This window comes from Bradyrhizobium yuanmingense, from assembly GCF_900094575.1.
GTDB classification, from domain to species: domain Bacteria; phylum Pseudomonadota; class Alphaproteobacteria; order Rhizobiales; family Xanthobacteraceae; genus Bradyrhizobium; species Bradyrhizobium yuanmingense.
In genome coordinates, this window is sequence record NZ_FMAE01000009.1 from 102,092 (window position 1) to 128,318 (window position 26,227).

The 26,227-nt window shown below is 66.3% G+C and carries 23 protein-coding genes; 21 read left to right on the forward strand and 2 right to left on the reverse strand.

The genetic code is table 11. The features are described from left to right. Together GA0061099_RS29645 and GA0061099_RS29650 are read right to left on the reverse strand one after the other, a co-directional pair. The gene (locus tag GA0061099_RS29645) at positions 1–951 is read right to left on the reverse strand and encodes a PDR/VanB family oxidoreductase (protein ID WP_036023799.1); all 951 of its coding nucleotides are present in this window, start codon (positions 949–951) and stop codon (positions 1–3) included. 427 nt (positions 952–1,378) lie between these two features. Further along, complete coding sequence (locus GA0061099_RS29650) at positions 1,379–2,323, reverse strand: LysR family transcriptional regulator (RefSeq protein ID WP_036023805.1); 945 nt, start codon at positions 2,321–2,323, stop codon at positions 1,379–1,381. 229 nt (positions 2,324–2,552) lie between these two features. On the opposite strand from GA0061099_RS29650, the gene GA0061099_RS29655 reads away from it, so the two are divergent. The 21 genes from GA0061099_RS29655 (at position 2,553) to GA0061099_RS29755 (ending at position 26,226) form a co-directional block, all read left to right on the forward strand. Next, positions 2,553–3,488, forward strand: a complete 936-nt coding sequence (locus GA0061099_RS29655) for an MBL fold metallo-hydrolase (RefSeq protein ID WP_036023797.1) — start codon at positions 2,553–2,555, stop codon at positions 3,486–3,488. A gap of 13 nt (positions 3,489–3,501) precedes the next feature. Continuing rightward, a complete protein-coding gene (locus GA0061099_RS29660; RefSeq protein ID WP_074448189.1) occupies positions 3,502–4,497 on the forward strand; it encodes an alpha/beta hydrolase in 996 nt (331 codons plus the stop codon). 196 nt (positions 4,498–4,693) lie between these two features. Then, positions 4,694–5,944 carry an ABC transporter substrate-binding protein gene (locus tag GA0061099_RS29665; RefSeq protein WP_036013367.1) on the forward strand — a complete coding sequence of 417 codons (1,251 nt, stop codon included), beginning with the start codon at positions 4,694–4,696 and terminating at the stop codon, positions 5,942–5,944. 124 nt (positions 5,945–6,068) lie between these two features. Then, positions 6,069–6,896, forward strand: coding sequence for a helix-turn-helix domain-containing protein (locus tag GA0061099_RS29670; RefSeq protein ID WP_074448190.1), 828 nt, complete (start codon positions 6,069–6,071; stop codon positions 6,894–6,896). 284 nt (positions 6,897–7,180) lie between these two features. After that, positions 7,181–8,191 (forward strand): branched-chain amino acid ABC transporter permease, encoded by a 1,011-nt coding sequence (locus GA0061099_RS29675; RefSeq protein ID WP_036023789.1) that lies wholly within the window; start codon positions 7,181–7,183, stop codon positions 8,189–8,191. Between the two features lies 1 nt (position 8,192). Then, on the forward strand, positions 8,193–9,275 hold the full coding sequence (locus tag GA0061099_RS29680) for a branched-chain amino acid ABC transporter permease (RefSeq protein ID WP_036023787.1): 1,083 nt from the start codon (positions 8,193–8,195) through the stop codon (positions 9,273–9,275). Then, positions 9,268–10,050, forward strand: a complete 783-nt coding sequence (locus GA0061099_RS29685; RefSeq protein WP_036023786.1) for an ABC transporter ATP-binding protein — start codon at positions 9,268–9,270, stop codon at positions 10,048–10,050. Before GA0061099_RS29680 ends, GA0061099_RS29685 begins: the two co-directional genes overlap by 8 nt. Next, positions 10,043–12,253 (forward strand): ABC transporter permease, encoded by a 2,211-nt coding sequence (locus GA0061099_RS29690; RefSeq protein WP_036023785.1) that lies wholly within the window; start codon positions 10,043–10,045, stop codon positions 12,251–12,253. The genes GA0061099_RS29685 and GA0061099_RS29690 overlap by 8 nt, the downstream gene beginning before the upstream one ends. Before the next feature lie 3 nt (positions 12,254–12,256). Next, a complete protein-coding gene (locus GA0061099_RS29695) occupies positions 12,257–13,090 on the forward strand; it encodes a phosphoenolpyruvate hydrolase family protein (RefSeq protein ID WP_074448191.1) in 834 nt (277 codons plus the stop codon). Between the two features lie 27 nt (positions 13,091–13,117). After that, positions 13,118–16,039 carry a flotillin family protein gene (locus GA0061099_RS29700; RefSeq protein WP_036023780.1) on the forward strand — a complete coding sequence of 974 codons (2,922 nt, stop codon included), beginning with the start codon at positions 13,118–13,120 and terminating at the stop codon, positions 16,037–16,039. 11 nt (positions 16,040–16,050) lie between these two features. Continuing rightward, positions 16,051–16,488 (forward strand): SRPBCC family protein, encoded by a 438-nt coding sequence (locus GA0061099_RS29705; RefSeq protein ID WP_036023778.1) that lies wholly within the window; start codon positions 16,051–16,053, stop codon positions 16,486–16,488. Between the two features lie 2 nt (positions 16,489–16,490). After that, entirely contained in the window at positions 16,491–16,934 is a 444-nt protein-coding gene (locus GA0061099_RS29710) for an SRPBCC family protein (protein WP_074448192.1), read from the forward strand. 3 nt (positions 16,935–16,937) lie between these two features. After that, a complete protein-coding gene (locus GA0061099_RS29715; protein WP_036023774.1) occupies positions 16,938–17,756 on the forward strand; it encodes an FAD binding domain-containing protein in 819 nt (272 codons plus the stop codon). 6 nt (positions 17,757–17,762) lie between these two features. Next, positions 17,763–18,239 carry a (2Fe-2S)-binding protein gene (locus GA0061099_RS29720; protein WP_036023772.1) on the forward strand — a complete coding sequence of 159 codons (477 nt, stop codon included), beginning with the start codon at positions 17,763–17,765 and terminating at the stop codon, positions 18,237–18,239. Between the two features lie 9 nt (positions 18,240–18,248). Further along, complete coding sequence (locus GA0061099_RS29725; RefSeq protein WP_036023770.1) at positions 18,249–19,841, forward strand: xanthine dehydrogenase family protein molybdopterin-binding subunit; 1,593 nt, start codon at positions 18,249–18,251, stop codon at positions 19,839–19,841. A 1-nt stretch (position 19,842) separates the two neighbouring features. After that, positions 19,843–20,865 carry a xanthine dehydrogenase family protein molybdopterin-binding subunit gene (locus tag GA0061099_RS29730; RefSeq protein WP_036023767.1) on the forward strand — a complete coding sequence of 341 codons (1,023 nt, stop codon included), beginning with the start codon at positions 19,843–19,845 and terminating at the stop codon, positions 20,863–20,865. A gap of 10 nt (positions 20,866–20,875) precedes the next feature. Then, positions 20,876–21,757, forward strand: coding sequence for an AAA family ATPase (locus GA0061099_RS29735; RefSeq protein ID WP_036023765.1), 882 nt, complete (start codon positions 20,876–20,878; stop codon positions 21,755–21,757). Continuing rightward, on the forward strand, positions 21,754–22,872 hold the full coding sequence (locus tag GA0061099_RS29740; RefSeq protein ID WP_036023762.1) for a vWA domain-containing protein: 1,119 nt from the start codon (positions 21,754–21,756) through the stop codon (positions 22,870–22,872). Before GA0061099_RS29735 ends, GA0061099_RS29740 begins: the two co-directional genes overlap by 4 nt. After that, the gene (locus tag GA0061099_RS29745) at positions 22,869–23,753 is read left to right on the forward strand and encodes an amidohydrolase family protein (RefSeq protein WP_036023759.1); all 885 of its coding nucleotides are present in this window, start codon (positions 22,869–22,871) and stop codon (positions 23,751–23,753) included. Before GA0061099_RS29740 ends, GA0061099_RS29745 begins: the two co-directional genes overlap by 4 nt. A 30-nt stretch (positions 23,754–23,783) precedes the next feature. Further along, positions 23,784–24,632 (forward strand): MBL fold metallo-hydrolase, encoded by an 849-nt coding sequence (locus GA0061099_RS29750; RefSeq protein WP_036023756.1) that lies wholly within the window; start codon positions 23,784–23,786, stop codon positions 24,630–24,632. Positions 24,633–24,651: 19 nt separating this feature from the next. Next, positions 24,652–26,226, forward strand: a complete 1,575-nt coding sequence (locus tag GA0061099_RS29755) for an isochorismatase family protein (protein ID WP_036023753.1) — start codon at positions 24,652–24,654, stop codon at positions 26,224–26,226. Position 26,227 lies beyond the last annotated feature (1 nt).

Here is a 26,227-nt window from a genome sequence, read left to right on the forward strand (position 1 = left end):
CTAGAGATCCAGCACCAGTCGTTCCGACTTCGCGCGTGACACGCAGATCTGCATGACCTTGTTGGACGCCCTCTCCTCGTCGCTGAGGATGACGTCGCGATGATCGGGGACTCCCGCGATCACGCCGCACTGGCAGATGCCGCAATCGCCGCGCCGGCAGTCGTAGAGCACGTCGAAACCAGCCGCCTCCAGCGCCTCGATGATGGTCTGCCCCGCAGCAACGCCGACGACCTGCCCGGTCGACTTGATCTCGACCTCGAACGGCTGGTCAGGCGCCGACGTCTGTTCGGATTTGAACAGCTCGTAATGAACGCGATCCGCTGATACGCCGGCGGCGGCCGCAGCGGCCTTCACCGCCTCGATCATGCCCGAAGGGCCACAGACATAGACGTGGGTGTTTGCTGCGGCATCGCCGAGCGCCGCGGCAATGTCGAGGCGGGATTCATCGCTGTCGTAGTGGACGGACAGCCCTCCGGCGCAGATCTCCTGCAATTGCGGCAGGAACGCCAGCAGTCCTTGCGTGCGCCCGGCATAGTGCAGGCGATATGAGCTTCCCCGCGCCGCCAGTTCCGCCGCCATCGACAGAACGGGCGTGATGCCGATGCCGCCGGCGAACAGCAGCGCCGGCGCTGCTCCCTCGTGCAGTCGGAAATTGTTGACCGGCGCGCTCGCCTTCACGACGTCGCCGACCTTGAGCGCGTGCATGAATTGCGAGCCGCCGCTCGAGGCCTCCTCGCGCAGGACACCTAGCGCCAGCGCATCTTCAGGAAGTCCCGGCAACGCCATCAGAGAGTACGGCCGATCTCCGCCATTCGGGAGCGTCACGCGGAGATGCGCGCCTGCCTGCCATTGCGGCACGACGCCGTCCTCCACACCAAACACAAGGCTCCGTATGAACGGCGTCTCCGCGACATACGACCTGACCTTGAGCTTGAGCGGATGCACGTCCATTCAGGCATCTCACGGATTATATGAATTTGCATATTTTTAGACATGTAATAATTCGCTTGTCAATCGTCAGCGTGGGGCAGGTCCGGATGATGCAATCAATGGATCGCCAGCTGGCGTCTCGGGCGATCGCCCGCCGGCAACGTCAGTGGCCAGCCGGGGGGCTCGCTACCGGCTTGCCGCCGGTCGTCAGGCCCGGCGCATCATGCGCTCTCCTGCGCTCGGCATCGAGCAAGGATACAAGGGGCGAAAGCCGGCGGTAATGGCGATCCGGTGATACTTCGAGGCACCTGCCCATCTCGGCACGCAGCTCAGGAAGGCGGCAGGCGGCATACCGGACGCAACGAATGCAAGCTGGCCGACTTCATTCCAGAAATCAGAACTTACAACCTGACAGCGCCGCTCCTCCCCACGTGAGGGCACGTCGCGATCAAGCGGCAGCCGCCTGGTATAGGCACTCGCGAAGCCAGGCGTGGCCTTTGTCCTCCTGATTGCGCGGATGCCACAGCGCGACGATGCGAGCGGGCGGCAGATCGAGCGGCGGTGGCGTGAGATCGAGCTCGTGGGCGAAACGGATCAGGAAGCGCCGCGGAAGAGTGCAAATGCAGTCGCTGTGCGCAAGGATGACCGGCGCCAGCGCATAGGTCTGAATCGAGACGGCGACGCGCCGGGAGCGGCCGAGCACCGCCAGCGCGTCGTCGACCAGGCCCGAGAAACCGCCGCCATCGGCGGAGATCAGCAGATGGTCGAGCGCGCAAAAGCTGTCGAGATCGAGCGGACCGATGCCGCGGGGATGACCCTTGCGCTGTGCGGACAGGAAGCCGTCTTCGAACAGCGGCCGCTGCATCAGCTCGCCATGTGCGCGGTCGGCGCCCGTCACCAGGATGTCGATCTCTCCCCTTTCGAGCTGATCCACGACATCGCGCGCGGGGTGAATAAGGGCGAGCCGCGCCCGCTCGGCCATCGCGGTCAAGCGCGCGACCAGGCCGGGCGCCAGCGTCACGGCCGGATTCTCGTGGATGGCAACGATGAAGGTACGCTGGCTCTTGGCGGGGTCGAACTCAGCCGGCCCCTCCACCATGCGACGAAGCTTGCCGAGCACGTCCGCAAGCGCCGTCTGCAACTCCACCGCCCTCGTCGTCGGCACGACGCCGCGCCCGCTCGCCGCGGGCACGAACAGCGGATCGGCAAAGATCTGCCGCAACCGGTTCAGCCGCGCCGAGAGCGCAGGCTGCCCGATATTGAGCCGGGAGGCCGCGCGCGTCACGTTCCGCTCGCGCAGGAGAGCCTCCAGAGCCAGCAACAGACCGAGGTCGATCTCGGCGAGATCGTTATCATCGGCCGGCCGACCCCGGCCGTGTTCCGCATCCTGCATCGGTGGCACCTCCGTCTGGGGCATGTCGCGACCGCGACGAGCCGCGATACGAGGGTTAGGGCCAAAACGGCGGCGTGAAAAGCTGGGCCAGCGTCCTTTCCGATATCGACAATGTCGATGGGACCTATCGAGCCCGCGACTCTCCCCAAGGCTTGGCGCGCTTCGTACCTCACCGTCACCGCGGCCCGGGCAACCAGCCCTACGCCGCGGTCCAGTGGAGGACATCTTGATGATTCACGCGGCCAAGACCTATCAGGTCGGCGAAGCATCCATCACGCGGATCGACGAGTTGCGGCTTGCCGCATTCAGGTTCGACGCGCTCTATCCGGGAGGCGAGCCGCGGGCGCTGGAGCGCCATCGCGACAGCCTGGAGGCGGGCTCGTTCGATGCTTCGACCGGTACCTTCATCCAAAGCATTCACAGCTGGCTGGTCAGGACACCGCACCACACGATCCTGATCGACACGGCCACCGGCAACGACAAGAACCGGCCGGAGGTTCCGCCGCTTCACCGGCTCAACGAACCGTTCCTGGCGCGGCTGGCCGCAGCGGGCGTCACGCCGGAGCAGGTCGACTACGTGCTGCTCACCCACGTGCATGCCGATCACGTCGGCTGGAACACCCGCCTCGTCGACGGACGCTGGGTCCCGACCTTCCCGAATGCGACCTACGTCTTCTCCGCGATCGAGCAGGCCTATGGCGAGAGCCTCGCGACGGGCACAGAGTCGACCGGAGCGGCCCGCCCGGCACCGGCCCTCGGCCCCGCGCTGCGCAAGCCGGCCGACCGTGTCTATGACGACAGCGTCCGGCCGGTGATCGAGGCCGGACTTGCCAGGCTCATCGCGGTGGACGGGAGCGAGGCCATCGAGGGCATCTCGTTCGTCCCGACGCCCGGCCACAGCGTCGATCACGCCTCCATCCGCCTCGTCTCGCGTGGAGAGGAGGCGCTGTTCGCCGGAGACGTGATGCACCATCCGCTCCAGGTCTATGAGCCTTCACTCAATTCCTGCTTCTGCGAATTCCCGGAAGCCGCGTTGCGCTCGCGCGCCTTCGTGCTGGAGGGCGCTGCCGAGCGGGGCTCAACCATCTTCACCACCCATTTCGCACAGTCATCGGTCGGCCGCGTCAGCCGCACCGGAGGACGCTTCACCTGGCAATTCGTCTGAACGGAGAACGATCATGAACCAGCACGCCAGCACGCGCGTCGACAGGCCCAAGATCGTGGTCGAGGATCTCATGATCCCGAGCGACACGGCGGGACTTTCGCTTCACTTGCGCAACAAGCGCCCCGCGGCGCTCGAGACCTTCTCCGCCGAGCGAACCATCCTGATGATGCACGGCGCGACCTATTCATCGGGAAGCCTTTTCGATACGCCGCTCGGTGGCCTCTCGTTCATGGATCATCTCGCCGGCCATGGCTACGACGTCTTCGCGCTCGACGTGCGCGGCTATGGCCAATCGACCCGCCCGTCCGAGATGGACGCGCCGCCGGAGCAGTCCGAACCGCTCGTGCGCACCGAGGCCGGCGTGCGCGACCTCGCCAGCGCCGTCGCGCACATCCTGAAGCAGCGCAGGATCGCTCGCCTCAATCTGGTTGCAATGTCCTGGGGCGGCTCGGTGGCCGGCGCTTACACCGCAGGCAACAACGACAAGGTCGTCAAGCTCGCGCTGGTCGCGCCGCTTTGGGTGCTGCAGGGCCCAGCTCCGATCGATGCTGGCGGGCGCCTCGGCGGCTATCGCAACGTTCCGGTGCTGGACTTCAGGGAGCGCTGGCTTTCGGCTGCGCCGGAAGCGGCACGATCGAGCTTGATCCCGGCGGGCGGCTTCGAGCGCTGGGCCAATATCTCGCTCGCCACCGACCCGCTAGGCAGCGCGCAAGCGCCTGCCATCATGCGTGCAGTCAACGGCCCGATCCTGGACATCCGCGAATACTGGGCCGCGGGCAAGAGGCTCTATGACGCCGCCGACATTCGCGTGCCCGTGCTCCTGGTCCACGCGGAATGGGACCAGGACGTTCCTATCGACTCGGCGCAGAACTTCTTCCTTTCGTTGAAGCATGCGCCATACCGGCGATGGGTCGAGATTGGCGAAGGCACGCACATGGTTCTGCTGGAGAAAAACCGTCTGCAGGCGTTCGATGCGATCAACCAGTTTCTCGGCGAAGATTACAGCTAGCGCGGCGTCCTGCTGCACCGCGAAAATCACTCGCGCCGCAACATTCAAAAATGAGACTGCCAGTCAAGCCGAACGAGGCCGCGATGGGTGCAGCGCATCCGACTTCGGTTAGCTTTCCTCCAAAGCCGCGGGCTTCGAGAGCCACGGGCACCATACGGTTCGTCGCGGCAACAAGCGATGACACAGGGAGGAGCACATGTCGAAATGCAGCATCGGACTGCTCGCGTTGAGCAGCCTGTTTCTTTCGGGCGCGGCGATCGCCCAGGAAAAGATCAAGGTGGGCGTGACCGCAACGCTCGAGGGCACCTACACGGTGCTCGGCGAGGACGGCATGCGCGGCCACCAGACCGCGCTTAACGTGCTCGGCAAGAAGGTCGGCGACAAGGAACTCGAATTCATCGTCGCTTCGACCGATGCAACGCCGGACTCCGCCGTGCGCGCCGTGCGCAAGCTGATCGAGCAGGACAAGGTGCAGATCCTGCTGTCGCCGCTCTCCGGCGACGAAGGCATCGCGGTCAAGAATTTTGCCAAGAGCCATCCCGGGCTGACGTTCATCAATGCCGCATCCGGTGCGCAGGAAACGACCTATGTCGACCCGGCACCGAACTTCTTCCGCTACAACATGGACGGCGCGCAGTGGCAGATCGGCCTCGGCAAATACGCCTATGAAGAGAAGAAGTATCGCAAGATCGCGACCGTCGGCGAGGACTATTCCTTCATCTATACCCAGGTGTTCGGGCTGGTGCTCGAGTTCTGCGGCATGGGCGGACAGGTCACCAACCGGCAATGGGTGCCGCTGGGAACGAAGGACTTCGCCTCCGTCATCGCTGCCCTGCCCGACGACGTCGATGCCATCTATCTCGGGCTTGGCGGCGCCGACGCTGTCAACTTCCTCAACCAGTATCAGCAGGCCGGCGGCAAGGCGCATCTGATGGGCGGTTCCATCATGATCGACCAGACGATCCTGTCGTCGAAGGGCAACGCCAAGAACGCGCTGATCGGAACCATCGCGGCGAGCGGACAGGCCGACACCTGGGAGGATCCGGGCTGGCAGAAATTCGTGAAGGCCTATCAAGACGCCTTCCCGCCCAACAAGCGCTTCCCGAGCCCGTCGCTGCTCGCCACCAACTACTATAATTCAACCATGGCGCTGATCCTCGCACTGCGTCAGGTCAACGGCGATCTCTCCAACAACCAGGCCAAGTACAAGGAAGCACTGGCGAAGATCGAGCTCGACGCACCGAACGGCAAGATCAAGCTCGACTCCAACCGCCAGGCGATCGGCACCAACTTCGTCACCGAAGTCGTCGACGACGGCAAGGGCGCGCTGTTCAGCAAGGTCGTGAAGGTGATCCCGAACGTGAACCAGACGCTCGGCTACGACCCGGCCGTGTTCTCCAAGATCGGGCTGCCGAGCCGCACCGTGCCGGAATGTAAGAAGTACTGACGCATCACGTCAGGCAGACGCAACCGGGGAGCGACTCGCTGACGCGGTCGCTCTCCGCTCTTGCAATCTCGGCGGTGTTGTTGAAGGCTGGCCGAAAAGACAAGAACATTCGGGAGGGGAAGGCATGAGCCGTGCGCTCGCCGTCTTCCATGGCCGCTTCGGCCGGGCGACGGTTTATCAGTTGAACCGGCCTTTCAATATCCACGCCCATCGCGAAGGTCATCTGATCTTCCATGTCGGCGGCATGTCGGCATGCATCGATGTCTCCGACGGGCATTACGATCTCACCGAGACGTCGGTCGTCGCCGTCAATCCCTGGGAACCGCACAACTTTCTGCCGACCGATCTTGAGGGCGGCGCCATCTTCTTCGTGCTCTACGTCAACGCCGAATGGTTTGCGCCGGATGCCTCCGGCTCCGACCGGTTGCGCTTCGGCCGCACCCAGTTCAAGCGCACGCCAGCACTCGACAAGCACATCAGGCGGACCGCCGCGCTCGTGTGCGGCGCACCATCGCTCTCCAGTCTCGATTCCGAGCTGAGGCGGCTGATCGACATCTGCTACGACGAAAGCTGGCAGCAGGCCGAGATCGCGCGCGATCCGCGCGCAGGCGGCGCCGTCACCGACTTTCGCGTGCGCAAGTGCATCAAGATGATGTCGGAGAGCCCCGGCGCTGAAATCGAGCTCGACGCCATCGCGCGCGAATCCGGCCTGTCGCGACCGCATTTCTACCGGCTGTTCCGCGTGCAGACCGGCGTCACCCCGAACCTCTATCTCAACACGCTGATCATGGAACAGGCGCTCGAAGCGCTGGTGGCGAGCGAGGTACCGATCGCCGACATCGGCTTCGATCTCGGCTTCTCCTCGCAGAGCGGTTTCACGCGCTTTTTTGCCGCCAATGTCGGGATGGCCCCGACCGATTATCGTCGCGCCGCCAAGGTTTTGCGCGCCTGAGCGCAGACCACGAAAAGATACTCACGATCAAATGTCGTCCTCCCCGTCTGGCTAGGATGTCGGCAACGCGATCCCGAAAGAGAGGATCGTGAGTGACGGGAGGACGTTCGTCCATGGCAGGGCCAGCAGCCGGCAACGGCTTGCATGCCCCCTCGCCCCACTCGCGGGGAGAGGGTCGGGGTCGGGGAGAGTCTCCGCAAGCGCGGTGGCGGTTTGACTCGCGGAGAGCCCCCTCACCCGGCGCTGCGCGCCGACCCCTCCCCGCGAGCGGGGCGAGGTAAGCCATGAGCCGCTTCGTCGAACGCCATCCGGCCTGGGCGCTGATTACGATCATCGCGATTGCGGTCGCGCTCTGGCTGGTCTTCGCGGTCTGGCCGCCCGGGCTGGAAGAGGCGATCGGCCGCAAGCGCGTCTTTCTCAACGCGGTCTTCAATGGCATCACGCTCGGGGGCCTCTACTTCCTGGTCGCCAGCGGCTTCACGCTGATCTTCGGCCTGATGCGCAACGTCAACCTGGCGCACGGCTCGCTCTATCTATTCGGCGGCTATATCGGCTACGCCATCAGCACATCGTCCGGTTCGTGGATCCTCGGCTTCATCATCGCCTTCATCCTGACCGCTGCCGTCGGCGTGCTGCTGCAGGTGATCGTGTTCCGCCGGATGGAGGGTCAGGATCTCAGGCAAACCATGGTGACGATCGGATTGTCGATCGTGTTTGCCGATCTGATGTTGTGGGCCTGCGGCGGCGACTTCTACCAGATCCAGACCCCGAACTGGCTGATCGGTCCGATCGAGCTGCCGCTGATCACTGCGATCAAGTCCTCGGGCGAGCCGGTCTATCTCAGATATCCCATGGTGCGGCTCGTGATCTTCATCGCGTCCGTGATCATCGGTGTGGCGATGTGGCTTGCGCTCAACCGCACCCGGATCGGCATGATCATCCGTGCCGGCGTCGACGATCGCGATATTCTCGCCGCGACCGGCGTGCGCATCCAGCTCGTCTTCGTCGGCGTGTTCGCCTTCGGTGCTGGGCTTGCGGGCATCGCCGGCGTCGTCGGCGGCACCTTCCAGTCATTGTCGCCCGGCGAAGACATCCGTTTCCTGCTGGCGTCCCTCGTCGTCGTGATCGTCGGCGGCATGGGCTCGATCCCGGGCGCCGCGCTCGGCGCGGTGATCATCGGCCTCGCCGAGCAGCTCGGTTCGGTCTACATCCCGACCTATGCCATCGTCGTGACCTTCCTGATCATGGTGCTGGTGCTGGCGATCCGGCCGCAAGGCCTGTTGGCGAGGCGCTGAGATGTCGCTCGCCCACGATGCCCGCCTCGCCGTAGGCCGCGCCACCGAGGCGCAGCGCGCGGCCCGGACCTGGCCGGAGATCAACAACCCCGCCGCCTGGGCCGTCGCGGCCATCCTCGTAATCATGCCGCTGATCGCGAGCAGCTTTTTTCTGATCGAGATCTTCGCGACCACGCTGATCCTCGGCACCATGGCGCTGAGCCTGATGTTTCTTGCCGGCTATGGCGGCATGGTCAGCCTGATGCAGCTCACCATTGCAGGTTTTTCGGCCTACATGGTCGCCGTGTTCGGCGTCAGCGGCAACGCCAATATCAGCCTGGGCTGGCCGTGGTGGCTCGCAGTGCCGATGGCGCTGGCGCTGGCGACCGCGTTCGGCACGCTCGGCGGCGCGCTCGCGGTGCGTACCGAAGGCATCTACACCATCATGATCACGCTCGCCATTGGGGCTGCCTTCTACTATTTCACCAATCAGAACTGGGCGATCTTCAACGGCCATACCGGCATCAACAACGTGGCCACGCCGCGCTTCTGGGGCGTGAACTGGCGCGCCGACATTCCCTTCTACTACATCGTGCTCGCCGTCGCCGCGTTCTGCTATTTCGCGGTCCAGTATGTCGTGCGAGCGCCCTTCGGACTCGCCCTTCAGGGCGTACGCGACAATCCGCGGCGCATGGCGGCGCTCGGCTTCAACGTCAACGCGCACCGGATCGCGGCCTATGCCTTCGCATCCTTCATTGCGGCGCTGGCCGGCGTGCTCCAGGTCTGGAACTACCGCCAGATCTCACCGGGCTCGGTCAGCGTCGGGGCCTGCATCGACGTGTTGATCATCGCCGTCGTCGGCGGTATTACGCGCCCGATCGGGCCGTTCATCGGCGCGCTGACATTCGTGCTGCTGCGGACCTTCGCGCTCGACTTCCTGGTCCGGCTAGGACTCGACGGCAACCGCTTCCGCCTGCTGATCGGGCTCGGCTTCCTCGCCATCGTGTTCTGGTCCTCGGACGGCGTCATCGGCCTGTGGCAGCGCTGGCGTCAGCATCAACGGCGCGAGGTGAGCCGCTCCGGTAGAGGGCGCGGTCATGGATAGCGTCGCCCAGCGCCTCTCCGCCGTCGGTGCCGGCGCTGCGCTGGAGCTGCGCGGCGTGACGCGGCTGTTCGGCGCGCTCGCCGCGCTGACCGACGTCACCATCACGGTGCGACCGGGCGAGCGGCGCGCCGTGCTCGGCTCGAACGGTGCCGGCAAGACCACGCTGTTCAACTGCATCACAGGCGATTTCCCGCCCTCCTCCGGCACCATCCGCTTCTTCGGCGAGGACGTCACGCATTTCCCGCCCTATGAGCGCATCCGTCGCGGGCTGCGCCGCACCTACCAGATTTCGGCGCTGTTCCCCGGCCTTACCGTGCAGGACAACGTCTATCTCGCCTGCCGCGGCGTCTCGCGCGGACGTTTCTCGTTCCTGCGTCCGGGGCAGAACGACGCACTGATGCATGCCGCGGACAATCTCGTGCAGGCCGTGCATCTATCCGCCGTGAAGGACCAGCGCGTGGCCGAGCTCGCCCACGGCCAGCAGCGCCAGCTCGAGATCGCGCTGGCGCTCGCAGGCGCACCGCGCTTCGTGCTGTTCGACGAGCCGGCCGCGGGCCTGTCGCCGACGGAGCGGGCCGAGCTGATCGAGATCCTGACCTCTCTGCCCGCCCATATCGGCTACATCATCATCGAGCACGACATGGACGTCGCGCTCCGCGTCGTCGAGAGCGTCACGATGATGCACAACGGGCGCGTCTTCAAGGAGGGCCTGCCGGAAGAGATCCAGTCCGACCCTGAGGTGCAGGAGCTTTATCTGGGAGGCGGCCATGAATGAGGCCCGCCGCAGCAATCCCGCGCTCGAGGTTCGCGGCCTCGACGTCTATTACGGCCACTCGCACGCCCTGCAAGGCGTCGATCTCACGCTGGATAGCGGCGTGTTCTCCGTCGTCGGCCGCAACGGCATGGGCAAGACCACGCTGTGCAAGGCGATCATGGGGCTGGTCGGCGTGAGTGGCGGCTCGATCCGCGTCCGCGGCGAGGATGTCACGCGGCGGCCGCCGGCCCAGATCGCCCGGCTCGGCGTCGGCTATGTGCCGCAGGGCCGCCGCCTGTGGCGCTCGCTCAGCGTCGACGAGCATCTGCAGCTCGCCGGCGGCCTGCGTTCGGGCGCATGGACCGTCGAGCGCATCTACGACACATTCCCGCGCCTCGCCGAGCGCAAAGGCCACGGCGGCGGCCAGCTCTCCGGCGGCGAGCAGCAGATGCTGGCGATCTCGCGCGCGCTGCTCACCAACCCGCACTTGCTCATCATGGACGAGCCGACCGAAGGCCTCGCGCCCGTCATCGTCGCGCAGGTCGAGGAGATGCTGCTGCAGCTGGGCGAAGACGGTGACATGTCCGTGCTCGTGATCGAGCAGAACATCGGCGTCGCCACCGCGATCTCGCGCAACGTCGCGATCATGGTCAACGGCCGCATCAACCGCATCATCGACTCCGCGCGCCTTGCCGCAGACCGCGAGCTGCAGCAGCGCCTGCTCGGCGTCGGGCTTCATGCGGAGCTCGAGACGGATATCGACGTCGCCGCTTCCGGCGCCGAAACGACACCGACACCGGCGCCACGGCGGGACGGGCCGGTGCGCATCTACATCTCCAACCCGACGCTGCCGACGCGATGGTCGCAACCGGTGCCGATCGCGCGCATCGAGGCCGCGGCGCGGACGCTCTCGACGCAAGTCGCGCGCGTCGACGAGACGGCGCGGCGCAAGCGCGAGCCGGCGGCGGCGCAGGCCTCGGGCCCGCCGGTGGTGCTGGTCGTCGGCACGCTCGACACCAAGGGCCAGGAGCTGCGCTACATCCGCGACATCATCGCCGAAAGCGGCCTGCGGACGCGGCTGGTCGACGTCTCGACCAGCGGCAAGCATTCATCCTGCGACGTCTCCGCGCAGGAGATCGCCCTGAACCACGGTCGCGGCGGCTCCGCCGTGTTCGGCACCGACCGTGGTGCCGCCGTGACAGCAATGGCGGACGCGTTTGCCAACTGGTTGCGGCGTCAGGGCAATGTCGCCGGCGTGATCTCCGCCGGCGGGTCCGGCGCGGCCTCGCTGGTCGCCCCAGGCATGCGCGGCCTGCCGGTCGGTGTGCCCAAGCTGATCATCTCCTCCGTCGCCTCAGGCGATGTCGGGCCCTATGTCGGCCCGGCGGATATCACGATGATGTACTCGGTCACCGACGTACAGGGGCTGAACTCGATCTCGCGCGCGGTGCTCGCCAATGGGGCCAATGCGCTCGCCGGCATGGTCAAGGCGCGGCTCGACACGCGTGCCGCCACGGCGCGCGAGGCCAGCGGGCTGCCCGCAATTGGCATCACCATGTTCGGCGTCACCACGCCGGCCGTGCAGAAGATCGCCGCCGACCTGCGCGGCGATTTCGAATGCCTGGTCTTCCATGCCACTGGCGTCGGCGGACGCTCGATGGAGAAGCTCGTGGAGTCCGGCCAGCTCGCCGGCGTGATCGACCTCACCACGACTGAGGTCTGCGACCTCCTGATGGGCGGCGTGTTTCCCGCGACCGAGGACCGCTTTGGCGCGGTCATCCGCAGCCGCCTGCCCTATGTCGGCTCGCTCGGCGCACTCGACATGGTCAATTTCGGCGCGCCCGACACCGTTCCCGAGCGCTATCGCGGCCGCAAATTCCACGTCCACAATCCGCAGGTGACGCTGATGCGGACGACCGTGGAAGAGAACGAGCGCATGGGCCGCTGGATCGGCGAGCGGCTGAACCAGATGGATGGCCCGGTGCGTTTCTTCCTGCCCGAGGGCGGCGTCTCCGCCCTCGACGCACGAGGCCAGCCGTTCTGGGATCCGGATGCCGACGCCGCGCTGTTCCGCACGCTGGAGCGGACCGTGCGGCAGACCGGCAACCGCCAGCTCATTCGCATCCCTAAGAACATCAACGATCCCGATTTCGCCGCCGCCATCGTCGGTGCGTTCCGAACCCTGTTCGGGCGCACCGGGGTGCGGCGGAGAGTAGCGAGGTGACCGATGGCCAGGTTTGAACGCGCGGCGCTGCTGAAAAGGTTTCGCGACATGGCAAGGCGCGGCGAGCCGATCGTCGGCGGCGGGGCCGGCACCGGGCTCTCAGCCAAATGCGAGGAAGCCGGCGGCGTCGACCTCATCGTCATCTATAATTCCGGCCGCTACCGCATGGCCGGGCGTGGCTCGCTCGCGGGCCTGATGGCCTATGGCGATGCCAACGCCATCGTGCTGGAAATGGCGAGCGAAGTGCTCCCCGTGGTCGACCAGACCCCGGTGCTGGCGGGCGTCAACGGCACCGATCCCTTCCGCGACATGGACGTCTTTCTCGACCAGCTGAAGGCACTCGGGTTTGCCGGCGTCCAGAACTTTCCGACCGTCGGCCTGATCGACGGCACCTTCCGCGCCAATCTCGAAGAGACCGGTATGTCCTATGCGCTCGAGATCGACATGATCGCCAGGGCGCACGACAAGGACATGCTGACCACGCCCTACGTGTTCAGCGAGAAGGAAGCCGCAGCGATGGCGATCGCCGGCGCCGATATCATCGTCTGCCACATGGGTCTGACCACCGGCGGCACGATCGGTGCGCAGACCGCCTTGAGGCTCAACGACTGCCCGGCGCGGATCGACACCTGGGCCAATGCCGCGCTCAGCGTCAATCCGGACATCCTGGTATTGGCGCATGGCGGCCCGATCGCCGATCCGGCCGACGCCGATTTCATCATGAAGAACACCCGTCATTGCCACGGCTTCTACGGCGCGTCCTCGATGGAGCGGCTGCCGGTGGAGCGGGCGCTGACGGAACAGGTGCGGCAATTCAAGGCGATCGGCGCGCGATAACGTCTGATTGGTTCGAGGGAGGAAAAGATGTCAGGGATGTTGGTCGGTGAATTGATCCTCTGGCTGATCGTCGCGATCATCGTGATCGTGGTTGGCGTCTATATCGTGAACTGGCTCTACCACCGCTCCTCCAAGGAGACATCGTTCGTCCGCACCGGCTTCCTTGGCGAACGCGTGGTGATCAATGGCGGCGCCTTCGTGCTGCCGTTCATCCACGACTACACGCCCGTCAATATGAACGTGCTGCCGATGGGCATCGTACGGTCGAAGCAGGATGCCGTGATCACGCGCGACCGCATGCGCGTCGACATCGAGGCCGACTTCTACGTCCGCGTGCAGCCGACCCGCGAGGCCGTCTCGATCGCCGCGGCGACGCTCGGCCGCCGCACCCTGGAACCGGGGCAGCTCCATGCGCTGCTGGCCGGCAAGTTCATCTCGGCGATCCGCTCGGTCGCCTCCGAGATGACCATGGAGGAAATGCACGAACGTCGCGGCGACTACGTCGCGCGGGTCAAGACCGAAGCGGCGGAAGCTCTCGCCCAGAACGGCCTCGAGCTGGAATCGGTCGCGATCACCGATCTCGACCAGACCGACCTCGAGTTCTTCAACCCGTCGAACCGGTTCGACGCCGAAGGCCTGACCCGGTTGATGGAGGACATCGAGGCTAGGCGGAAGCTGCGCAACGACATCGAGCAGGATTCGATGATCAAGATCCGCTCCCGCAACCTGGAAGCCGAGCGGCAGGCGCTCGAGATCGAGCGCGAGAGCGAGACCGCACGCCTGGAGCAGGAACGCGACATCGAGATGCGCCGCGCGCTTCAGCGCACCGAAGTCGCCCGCGAGCGGGCCCTGCGCGAGACCGAGGCCGAACAGGCGCAGATTTCCGCCCGCGAGGCCATCGAGCGCGCCCGCATCGCCAATGAGCAGGCGATCGCCGAAGCCCGCATCGCCTCGGAGCGCGAGACCCGCCAGAAGGAGATCGAGCGGACCCGCACGATCGAGGAAAAGGAGCTGCTGGCGCGCGAGGAGATCGAGAAGACAAGGATCGCCAACCAGCGCTCGATTGACACCACCCGCATCGCCTCCGAACGCGAAGTGCGCCAGCGCGAGATCGAGCGGATGCGTACGGTCGAGGAAGCCGAGATCGCCGCGCGCGAGGCGATCGAAAAGGCCCGCATCCAGCAGGACCGCGTCGTCACCGACGCCCGCATCGCCAACGAGGAGGAGACGCGCCGCCGCGAGATCGAGCGGACGCGCGCGGTCGACGAGGCCGAGATTGCAGCACGCGAGGCCACCGAAAAGGCCCGCATCGCCCAGACGTTGATCGTCAATGTCGAGCGCATCTCCTCCGACGAGCGTACCCGCGCGCTGGAGATCCAGCAGGTGCGAACCATCCAGGAGGCCGAGATCGAGGCCCAGCGCGCGGTGGAAGCCGCCCGCATCGCCCGCGAGCGGACGCTCGCCGCCGAGCGCATCGCCGCCGAGCAGAACACGCGGCAGCTGGAGATCGAGCGCAACCAGGCGCTCGACGTCGCCGGCATCGCCGCACGCGAGACCACGGAAGCTTCGCGCATCGCGCAGGAGGAGCGCGTGCGCTCGCTGGAAATCGCCCGCAACCGCGCTGTCGAGGAAGCCGATATCGCCTCGCGCGAGGCGATCGAGGCAGCCCGCATCGCCCAGGAAAAGACGGTCGCGGCCGAGCGCATCCAGGCCGAACGGGAAACGCGCGCGCTGGAGATCGAACGGACCGGGATCCTGGATGCCGCCGAGCTGAAGCGGCGCGACGCCATCGAGCGGCAGCGCATCACGGTCGATCTGGCACTCGAGGCCGAGCGCATCAATGCCTCCAAGAAGCGCGAGGTGCTGAACATCGAGCAGAAGAAGGCGATCGAGATCGCGGACGAGGACCGCGTCATCGCGCTGTCCACCAAGAAGTCCGAGCGGATCGACGCCGACCGCCAGGTCCGGCAGGCCGAGATCGTCGCGCGCAAGGAAGTCGAGACCACCGACGTCTCGCGCGAGCAGGCCCTGGAGGCGGCGCGCATCGAGCGGCGCCGCGCCATCGAGCAGCTCGAGGTCGCCCGCGTGCAATCGCTCCAGGAGGCCGAAATCGCCGCGCGCGAGGAGGTCGAGCGAGCCCGCATCGCCTCCGACCGCGGCCTCGACGAGGCTCGCATCGGCCGCGAGCGCGAGCTGCGCAAGCTCGAGGTCAATCGTGAGAAGGAGGTCGAGACCGTCCTGATGGAGAAGGCGATCGCGATCCACACCAAATCCCTGGAAGAGTCCGCAGCCAAGGCCTCTGCCGAGGAAGCCCGGATGCGCGCGACGGAAGCCACCGAGCGCGTCGTCACCGCGCGAGAGAGCGAGATCGCCAAGCGTCGCAAGACGGTCGAAATCCTGCTGGCCGAGAAGCAGGCGGAGGAGACCCGCATCGCGGCCGAAGCCGAGCGTGTGCGCGCCGCCGTCGAAGCCGAAGCGCAGCGCATGCTCAACGAAGCCGAGAACGTACTGACAGACCAGGCGCGCTACTCGCTGTTCCGCAGAAAGCTGCTCGACCGCATCGAAGGCATCGTGCGCGAGAGCGTCAAGCCGATGGAGAAGATCGAGGGCATCCGCATCCTCCAGGTCGACGGCCTCAACGGCAACGGCCATGGGAACGGCAATGGCGGTCGCAGCGCCACCGACGAGGTGATCGACTCGGCGCTGCGCTACCGCGTCCAGGCGCCGCTGATCGATTCCATCCTGTCGGATATCGGCGTCGAAGGCGGCAGTCTCGCCAAGATGCCGGGGCTGATCCGTGAAGCCCGCGACATGCAGGGCATCAAGGAGGCCGCGCGCAAGGGTAGCGGCGGAGGTGGTGGCGGTGGTGGTGACAAGCCGGCGGCTTCCTCGCCTGCGACCGAGGGCGGCGAGCCGCCGGCCGAGCGCGGCCCGCGGAAGAAGAGCTGAGGTCTCAAGCGATGGCCCGCGTCTACGTCTCCACCGTCGTCAACGCCCGCAACGACCGCGTCTGGGCGCGGGTGCGCGATTTCAACGGTCTGCCGAACTGGCATCCGGCCATCGCCGAAAGCCGGATCGAGGGCGGCGAGCCCTCCGACAAGATCGGCTGTGTCAGGGATTTCCGCCTGCGCAACGGCGACCGCATCCGCGAGAAGCTGCTCGGCCTCTCCGACTTCGACATGTTTTGCACCTACTCCATCCTGGAATCGCCGATGGGCGTCGAGAACTACGTCGCCACCCTGCGCCTGACGCCCGTCACCGACGGCGACCAGACGTTCATGGAATGGACGGCGGAATTCGACTGCGCGCCGGAGCGTGAAACCGAGCTCGTCAACAACATCGGCGGCGGCGTATTCCAGGGCGGCTTCGACGCCCTCAAGCGCGTGTTCGGAGGCTAGCCGTGCCGCATATCGTCAAGAGCACGATCCTGAACGCATCGACCGACGCGGTGTGGGACGTGCTGCGCGATTTCAACGGGCACGACCGCTGGCACCCGGCGGTCGCGACCTCCTCCATCGAACGCGCGCAGTCCGCCGACAAGATCGGCTGCGTCAGGCGGTTCAAGCTCAAGGACGGCTCGGAGCTACGCGAACAATTGCTGGCGCTGTCCGATCTCGAACAGACCTTCAGCTATTGCCTGCTCGATACGCCGGTCCCGATGTTCAACTACGTCGCCCATGTTCGCTTGCTGCCGGTGACCGACGGCGACCGCACCTTCTGGCACTGGGAATCGCGCTTCACGACCAAGCCGGAGGACAAGGACCGCATCACCCACATGGTCGCCGAAGACATCTATCAGGCCGGATTTGAAGCGATCCGCCGCCATCTGAAGGAGGCCGCCTAAGCCATGGCCGTGACGGTAAAGACTTTTGCGAATGCGAGCGAGGCGGCTGGCGCGCTGTCGTCGGACCGGAGCGCGCGCTATCTCGGCGGCGGCACGCTGGTGATGCGGGCGCTGAACGAAGGCGACGTCTCGATCTCGACGATCGTCCGGGCGCGGGACCAGGCGCTGACCCGGATCGACGCCTCAAGTCCACGCATCACGCTGGGCGCCGGCGTCACCTTCGCGCGCGTGCTCGCCGAGCGCGACCTCGCCTTCCTGCATGCCCCCGCCCGCTCGATCGGCGGTCCTGCCGTGCGCAACATGGGCACGGTCGGCGGCAATCTGTTCGCGCCGAACCCTTACGGCGATTTCACCGTGGCACTGCTGGCGCTCGACGCCACTATTGCGGTTCAGGGCGGCTTCGGCTCGCGCGATATTCCGATCGAGGAGTTTCTGCAGGGGCGCGAGCGCCAGGCCGGGACTTTGGTGCTGTCGGTGTCCTGCACGCGGCCGGCAAGCAGCGAGGCGTTCCGATATCGCAAGATCGCCCGCATCAAGCCGAAGGGCGGCTCGGTGATCACGCTTGCCGCGCATCTGCCGGTCAGCGGCGGACGGATCGCGGGTGCGCGGATTGCGCTGGGCTCGATGGCGCCGACCCAGATCCGCGCTCGCGCCGTCGAGCGCGCGCTGGAGGGCCGCTCGCTGGATGCGGCGACCATCGCAGCTGCGGCCTCTGCCGCCACAGAAGGAACATCGCCCTCAGACAACGCGCTCGGCAGTGCCTGGTATCGCCGCGAGATCGTCGGTGTGCATTTGCGGCGCCTGCTGTCGGGACAGGAATAGCTCGCCATGACAAAAATCCCCCTGCAGTTTCGCCACAACGGCCGCGACGTCGCGATCTTCGTCGACGGCGGCACCAACCTGCTCGTCGCGCTGCGCGAGCTGATCGGCGACATGACGCCGAAATTCGGCTGCGGCCAGGGTGGCTGCGGCACCTGCAGCGTGCTGATAGACGGCGAGCTTCACCTCTCCTGCCTGACGCTCGCCGAGACCGTCGCGGGCCGTTCGGTCGAGACACTCGACGGCATGAAGCAAGGCCCGAACCTGCATCCGCTGCAGCGCGCCTTTGCCGACAACTTTGCTGCCCAATGCGGCTATTGCACGCCGGGCATGCTGATGGCCGCAAAGGCGCTGCTCGACCGCAATCCCGCCCCGAGCCGGGCCGACGTCATCGAGGCGATCTCCGGCAACATCTGCCGCTGCACCGGCTACGAGCCGATCATCAATGCCATCCTCGCCGCCGCGGGCGGCCGGGCCAGCGCCTGAGGTCAGACCATGCTGGAACTGCGCAAGGACATCTTCGCCGACGAGCGCGACGATAATTTGAAGGAGATCGGCAAGGGCACGCAGCGGCAGGACATGCTCGGCCACATCACCGGCACGTCCAGCTATTTCAACGACCACCAGCTGCAGGGCATGCTGCACCTGAAGGTCGTGCGTTCGACCCAGGCCCATGCAAGGCTGCGCCGCATCGATACCACCGAGGCCGAGCGCTCGGCCGGCGTGCGCCGGATCATCCGCGGCGCGGACGTCCCACGCAACTTGAACACGCTGCTCAGCCTGATCAACTTCGGCAAGGACGACGAGCCATCGCTGGCCGTCGACAAGGTTCGCTACAAGGGCGAGCCGATCATCGCCATCGTCGCCGACAGCGAGCGCGAGGCGTTCGAGGCGATCGCGAAGGTCAGGATCGACTACGAACCGCTGCCGACCGTGTTCGACGTCGAGGACGCGCTGAAACCGGGCGCGCCCGTCGTCAACGAGACCTATCCGAAGAACGCCTTCATCTATCACGACGTCTATGATCACCAGCGCTTGCGCTTTGGCGATGCCGATGCCGCGCTCGCGACCGCCGACCACGTGCTCGAACAGCGCTATCAGATGTCGCCGATCGAGCACGCGCCGACCGAGACCAACGGCGCCATCGCCGCACCCGACACCAACGGCCGCTACGTCGTCTACACTTCGACGCAGGCGCTGTTCTTCTCGGTCGACACCTGCGCCAAGATCCTAGACGTGCCTTCCAACACCTTCCATTTCATCGGCGGCACCGTCGGCGGCGGCTTTGGCGGCAAGGTGGATACGCTGACCGAACCACTCGCGATCCTCGGCGCCATGCTGACCGGGCGCCCGGTGCGCTACATGTTCGGCCGCGAGGAGGAGATGCAATACGGCCCACCGCGCGGCGCCGAGCGCATCTACATCAAGGACGGCGTGATGCGCGACGGCCGCATCGTCGCGCGCAAGATCCGCGCCTATTTCGACAGCGGCGCTTATACGCGGCTGTCGAGCTATGCCGCCGTGAAATGCGCCGCGCACCTGCCGGGGCCCTACACCATCCCGAACGTCTATGGCGACGTCTATTGCGTCTTTACCAACCGCACGCCGGCAACGGCCATGCGCGGCTTCGGCGTCACCGCGATGGATTTTGCCATCGAATGCCAGATGGACAAGCTCGCAAACCTCGTCGGCATGGACCCGATGGAGTTCCGGATCCTGAATGCCTATCGCGACGGCGACATGAAGGCGCACCGGCGCGAAGCCAAGAACACCGCGCTGATCGAGTGCGTCCAGGTTGCGGCGGAGAAGGCCAAATGGCCAATCCGCGACGAGTTCAGGCGCGCCTCCTCGCGCAAGGACGGCGGCGGCAGCCGCGCCGTGATCCCGCCAACACCGACGGATTCGCGCAGCCGGCCCGCTGCGCCTGCGCAGCAGCGCACGACCTACGACCGCGCGCCGGTGACGGCGACAAGAGAGCCGCCGCGCGAACCACCTCCGCCGGCGCCGCCGCCTCCCCCGCCCCGCCCGGCCGCGCCATCGCACGGCGCGACCCGATTCTCCTCCGTGTTCGGCACCAGGAGACGCTGAGATGACCCGGCATCGTGGACGCGGCATGGCGTCGATCAACTACCCCATCGGCATGAATCTCGGCGGCGATCCGAGCCAGGCGCTGGTGCATTCCAACCCGAGCGGCAAGTTCACCGTGGCGCTGTCGTCGATCGACCTTGGCCAGGGCATGAAATCTGTGACGCGGCAGATCTGCGCGGAGACGCTTGGCGTGCCGGTCGAGGACGTCTATGTCGACACCGCGGATTCCGATACCGGCCCGCACTGCATGGGCTCGTTCGCCTCGCGCGGCACCCATCGCGTCGGCAATGCCGTGATGGCCGCAGCCCGCGAGGCGCGCGGCGTGATGATGGAGGCCGCCGCCGAGGAGCTCGAGGTCAACGCCGCCGATCTCGAAACCGACGGTCGCGGCAACATCCACGTCAAGGGCGCCCCGCACCGCTCGATCTCGACAAAGGACGTGGCCATTGCTGCGCAGTTCAAGCAGGGCAAGACCATCTCGGGCCGCGGCATCTTTCTCGTGCCGCTGTCGGATGTCGATCCTGAAACCGGCGAGATGTCGCCGGCGACCTGCTATGCCCATGCCTGCCTTGTCGCCGAGGTCGAGGTGGACGATGAGACCGGCGAGGTCGCGATGGTCCGGATGGACTCGGCTTACGAGCTCGGCCGTGCGCTCAATCCGCGCCTCGTCGAGCAGCAGCTGGTCGGCGGCGCTTGGATGGGCGTCAGCCACGCCCTCTACGAGACGCCGGAGCCGTACTATCCCGATCCTGTCCACGGGCCCCGCGACTTCGTCGAATATCTGATGCCCGGTCCCGGCGACATCTGTCCGCATGATATCGCCGTGCTGGAGCGCCCCGCCCCTGACGGTCCGTTCGGGGGAAAAGGCCCTGGCGAGATGTGCGCCAATCCGGTACTGCCGGCGGTGGCGAATGCGATCTTCAACGCGGTGGGCGTTCGCATCGACGACCTGCCGATCACGCCGGAAAAGGTGCTGCGGGCGATCAAGGCGCAGGGCGGCGCGCGGCCGCAGGCGCGGCGTTAGAGGATCGGCCGTGGCGGTTCGCAGCAACATCGTCGGCATCGACAGCCCGGAGGCGCTGGAGCGGGCGCTGCGGGCGGCCTATTATCTCGCCGACGAAGGGCTCGCGACCGCCGCCTATCTCGGCCTCGCGCTCGGCAAGCCGCTGCTGCTCGAAGGCGCGCCCGGCGTCGGCAAGACGGAGGCCGCCAAAGCCATCGCCGCCGTGCTCGGCCGCCGCCTGATCCGCCTGCAATGCTACGAGGGCATCGACGCCTCTGCCGCGCTCTATGAGTGGAACTATCCACGCCAGATGCTGGCGATCCGTCAGGCCGGCGACGAGAGCATCGACATCTATGGCGAGACGTTCTTGATCGAGCGGCCGATGCTGGCGGCGCTGCGCGCACCTGATTCCACCGTGCTCCTGATCGATGAAATCGACCGCGCCGACCAGGAGTTCGAGGCCTTCCTGCTCGAATTCCTCTCCGACTTCCAGATCTCAATTCCCGAGCGTGGCACGGTCCGCGCGGCCGAGCGGCCGGTGGTCGTGCTCACCTCGAACCGGACCCGCGATCTGCACGAAGCCTTGCGCCGCCGCTGCGTCTATCACTGGATCGATTATCCGACGGCGGAGCGCGAGGCACGCATCATCATGATGCGCGCCTCCAGCGTCGCCGAAGCCACGGCCCGCGCCGTCGTCGCGGCCGTCGAGAGATTGCGGCGCGAACCGCTGAGCAAGGCCCCCGGGATCGCCGAAGCCGTCGACTGGGCCGAGGCCGCGACCCTCCTCAACAAGGGCGGCGCGCGCTGGCCTGATGCCTTCAAACGCTCGATCGGCGTCGCGCTGAAGGACGAAGAGGACCTGCACTTCATCGCGCCGCGGCTCGATGCCATGCTCGCGGAGGCGACCGCATGAGCATCGAGCCGCAGCTCCCGCGCGCTGCCCGCACCTTTGTTTCCTTCGTCGCCCTGCTGCGCGCCAACGGCTTCGCCGTCGCGCCGGAGCAGACCACCGCGTTCCTCGCGGCGATTGCGCTGCTCGGACCGCGCAAGCTCGAGGACATCAAGCAATCTGCGCTCGCCACCCTAGCCCCTCCGCCCGAGCGCCGCGCCACCTTCGATCGGCTGTTCGACCTGCATTTCCGCGGCAGCGAGGCGATCGAGCGTGCCGACGACGGCGAGGACGACGAGACCGTCCGTCTGCAGGAGGAAGGTCGCGGCGACGAGGAGCCCCTGCTCTCCGACGAGGCCAACGAGTCCGGCCTGACTGCATCGCGCACTGAGGCGCTGGTCGAGCGCCGCTTCGTGCAGCTATCCACGACCGATGCCCTCCGACGCCTGGCACGCGAGGCGCCGCGGCGCCTGCCACGGCGGCGCGGGCACCGCCGCATGCGGGCGCGCCGCGGCCCCTTTGCCGACCTCCGCCGCACCTTGCGCGACAGCGTCCGCAGCGACGGCGAGATCCTGCGGCTCGGCCACATGAAACGGCGGCAACGGCCGCGCAAGGTGTTACTGCTGATCGACGTCTCCGGCTCGATGAAAAGCCGCACCGAGGAGAATATGAAGCTTGCGCATACGCTGGTGCAGGCCGCGCCCAATGTCGAGGTCTTCACCTTCGGCACGCGTCTGACCCGTGTCACCCGCGCGCTGCGGCTGAAACGGCGCGAGCAGGCGCTGAGCGCCGCGGCACATCTGGTCAGCGACTGGGACGGCGGCACTCGGATCGGCGACGCGCTGCAAGCGTTCCTGGCGGTCCCGCGGTTCGGCGGCTACGCCCGCGGCGCCGCTGTGATCATCGTCTCCGACGGGCTCGAGCGCGGCGAGCCGGACGCCCTCCGCGACGCCGTCGCGAAACTGTCGCGGCGGGCGTGGCGGCTGAGCTGGCTGACGCCGCTCGCGACAGGCCCCGCGTTCCGTCCGCAGACAGAAGCGCTGGTCGCGATCGAACGCTTCGTCGACGATCTCGTGGACGGCGGGTCGAGCGCCTCGATCGTCGCCCACGTCCTGGCACTGGGAAGGAGAGCTGCGTGAACGATATTGTCGACGGCCATCATCACATCTGGCGGCAGGCCGACCTGCCCTGGCTGACCGGCCCCATGCAGCCCCGCATCTTCGGACCGTACGAGCCGATCCGGCGCGATTATCCGATCCAGGAATATCTCGACGATCTCAAGGACAGCAGCGTCACCCGTTCCGTCTATGTGCAGACCAACTGGGCGCCCGAGCATTTCGAGGAGGAGACCGCCTGGGTGCAGCGCACCTCCGACGAGCATGGCTGGCCGCACGGCATCGTCGCTTACGCCAATTTTGCGGCCGAGGACGTCCGTCCGCAGCTCGACCGCCTCAAGCGTTATCCGCTGCTGCGCGGGGTGCGCATGCAGCTGCATTGGCACGAGAACCCGCTCTATCGCTTCGCGGCGCGTCCGGATCTCTGCGCCGACCCGACGATCCGTCGCAATGTCGCACGTCTTTCCGATTACGGCTGGAGCTTCGATTTGCAGGTGTTCACGCCGCAGATGCCGGATGCTGCGCAGCTGGCCGAATCCTGTCCCGGCGTGACCTTCATCCTCCAGCATGCCGGCATGCTCGAGGATCTCTCGCCGGCTGGACGGGCGGCCTGGCGCGCCGGGATGGCCCGGCTCGCGAGTTGTCCGAACGTGGTCTCGAAACTATCCGGGCTCGGCACCTTCATCCATCGCAACGATCCCGCGCATATCGCCGCCGTGCTCACCGATACCGTCGCGATCTTCGGCGCCGAGCGCTGCCTGTTCGGCTCCAATTTTCCGATCGAGAAATTGTGGACCAGTTATCGCGAGCTCGTCGCAGCCTTTCGCGGCGCCGCCGCCCCGTTCAGTGCGGAGCAGCAGGATGCGATCTTCAGGACGACGGCGACGCGCGTCTATCGGCTTTGACAGACAAGAAACGAGACGGGAGGGAAACGAATGGCGCTGGAGATCAAGATCCTGGACTACGGCGATATCGAGCTGGAATCGAGCTTCCTGGTGCTCGGCCGCGACTGCGGCCGCACCCGCCGCGTCCTCACGCTCGGCTTTTTGATCCTCGGTGGCAAATATCCTGTTGTCGTCGACACCGGCTATCGCTCCAACCAGATCATGGAGACGCTGGGCATGCGCGGGCTCCAGTATCATGAGAACATGATCGAGAACCAGCTCGCGCGCCACGGCGTTCGCATGGGCGACGTTCGCTTCGTCTGCCACACGCATTTGCATATCGACCATGCCGGCAAGGACGACCTGTTTCCGATGAACACGACCGTCGTGCTCAACCGCAAGGAGCTCGAATATTCCGTCTCCGGCCTGATGCATCCGCAATATCCCGCGCCAGACATCAAGCACCTGATCGACCGGCTGCATACCAAGAGCGCGCTGCGCTTCCTGGACCTCGAGATCACCGGGCCGATCGAGCTGATGCCCGGCGTCTATTGCGACGCCGCCAACGCGCACACCGAGGGCTCGATGAACATCATCGTCGAGACCGCCGACGGCATCGCCACCATCTGCGGCGACGTGATCTACGACTTCAACGACCAGATCGTCACGCCCTTCCATGAGATCCACGATTGGGAGCCGCGTACCACCGGCAACCATGGCACCACCAAGCGCGCGGAAAAGGCGGCGATCAAAAAGCTGCTGAGCAGCTCGCGTTACCTGCTCCCGGTCCACGACCGTCCCGCCAAGATCGAAGGCGGCAATGTCGTGGGGCGTCTGCACGATCAAGTCCCTGGCCCGATCGTGCAGTCGCTGCCCGAGCGCAACTGGTTCCCGGCTTGACGTTGTCGAGGATCGACCGATGACGCATGTGACGTTGCGAAGCGAGTTCGAAACCCTGATCGACCCCTATGCGCCGGTCGCACAGATCGGCACCGGCTTCGACTTCACGGAAGGGCCGATCTGGCATCCGGTCGATCATTATCTGCTGTTCTCGGACATGCCGGCCGACGTGCGGCGGCGCTGGGATGCGCGGCGCGGGGTCGTCGAGGTCAAACGCCCGTCGAACAAATGCAACGGCATGACCTATGACGCCGAGCTCAATTTGATCGTCTGCGAGCACGCGACCTCGTCGCTGATCCGCGAACGCCCGGACGGACGGCGCGAGGTGCTGGCCTCGCATTTCGGCGGCCAGGAGCTCAACAGCCCGAACGACGTCTGCGTGCACTCATCCGGCGCGATCTATTTCTCCGATCCATGGTATGGCCGCATGCCGGTCTATGGCGTCGAACGGCCGCGCCAGCTCGGCTTCCAGGGCGTCTACCGCGTCGTGCCGGGCGGCGAGCCGAAGCTCGTGGTCGAGCGCAATCTGTTCGACCAGCCGAACGGGTTGTGCTTCTCGCCGGACGAGAGGCTGCTCTATGTCAACGACACCGTGCAAGCCCTGATCCGCGTGTTCGACGTCAACAGCGATGGTTCGCTGTCCAATGCGCGCGTGTTTGCGAGCGGCATCAAGTCCGAGCTCGAGCTCGGTCTGCCCGACGGCATGAAGTGCGATCAGCACGGCAATGTCTGGGTCACCGCGCCCGGCGGCGTCTGGGTCTATTCGCCGCGCGGCGAACTGCTCGGCAAGGTCCGCGTGCCGGAGCTGGTCGCCAACCTCGCCTGGGGCGGGCCGGATTTCCGCACGCTCTATCTCACCTCGACGCACTCGGTGTATGCGATCCCGACCCGGGTCGGCCCGCGGCATGAGCCCTATATGAGCGGCCGGCGCGCTGGCGGCGGAACAAGCCCGGGCTCATCGCCAGCCGCACCTATTCTGACCGAGGGCGAGATGCGGCTCGATCCGCAACGCTGCGCCATGATCATTCAGGATCTCCAGAACGACGTCATCATGGACGGCGGGGCTTTCGCCGAGTCGGGCGCGCCGGGTCACGCCAAGCAGCAGCATGTCGTGGAGAATGTGCGGCGCCTGGCGGAAGCCGCCCGCGCCCGCGGCGTCACCATCATCCATGTCTGGTTCGTGGTCGAGCCCGGCGCGCCCGGCGTCACGCTGAACGCTCCGTTGTTCGAGGTCCTGGTCGACAGCAAGGCGATGGTGCGCGGGAGCTGGGGTGCGGCCCCGGTTTCAGGCCTCGAGCCCCGGCCCGGCGATTTCGTGGTCGAGAAGATGCGGATGAGCGCCTGGGAAGGCACGCGGCTGGAGACGATCCTGAAAGCGACCGGCCGCGACATGATCATCAATACCGGCGCCTGGACCAACATGTCGATCGAGCACACGGCGCGGACCGGCGCCGACAAGGGCTATTTCATGATCGTGCCCGAGGATTGCTGCTCGACCATGAATGCCGACTGGCACAATGCCTCGATCAACTTCGCCATGCAGAACGTCGCGGTCGTGACCAGGGCCGATGCCGTGATCAGAGCGCTGGGATGAG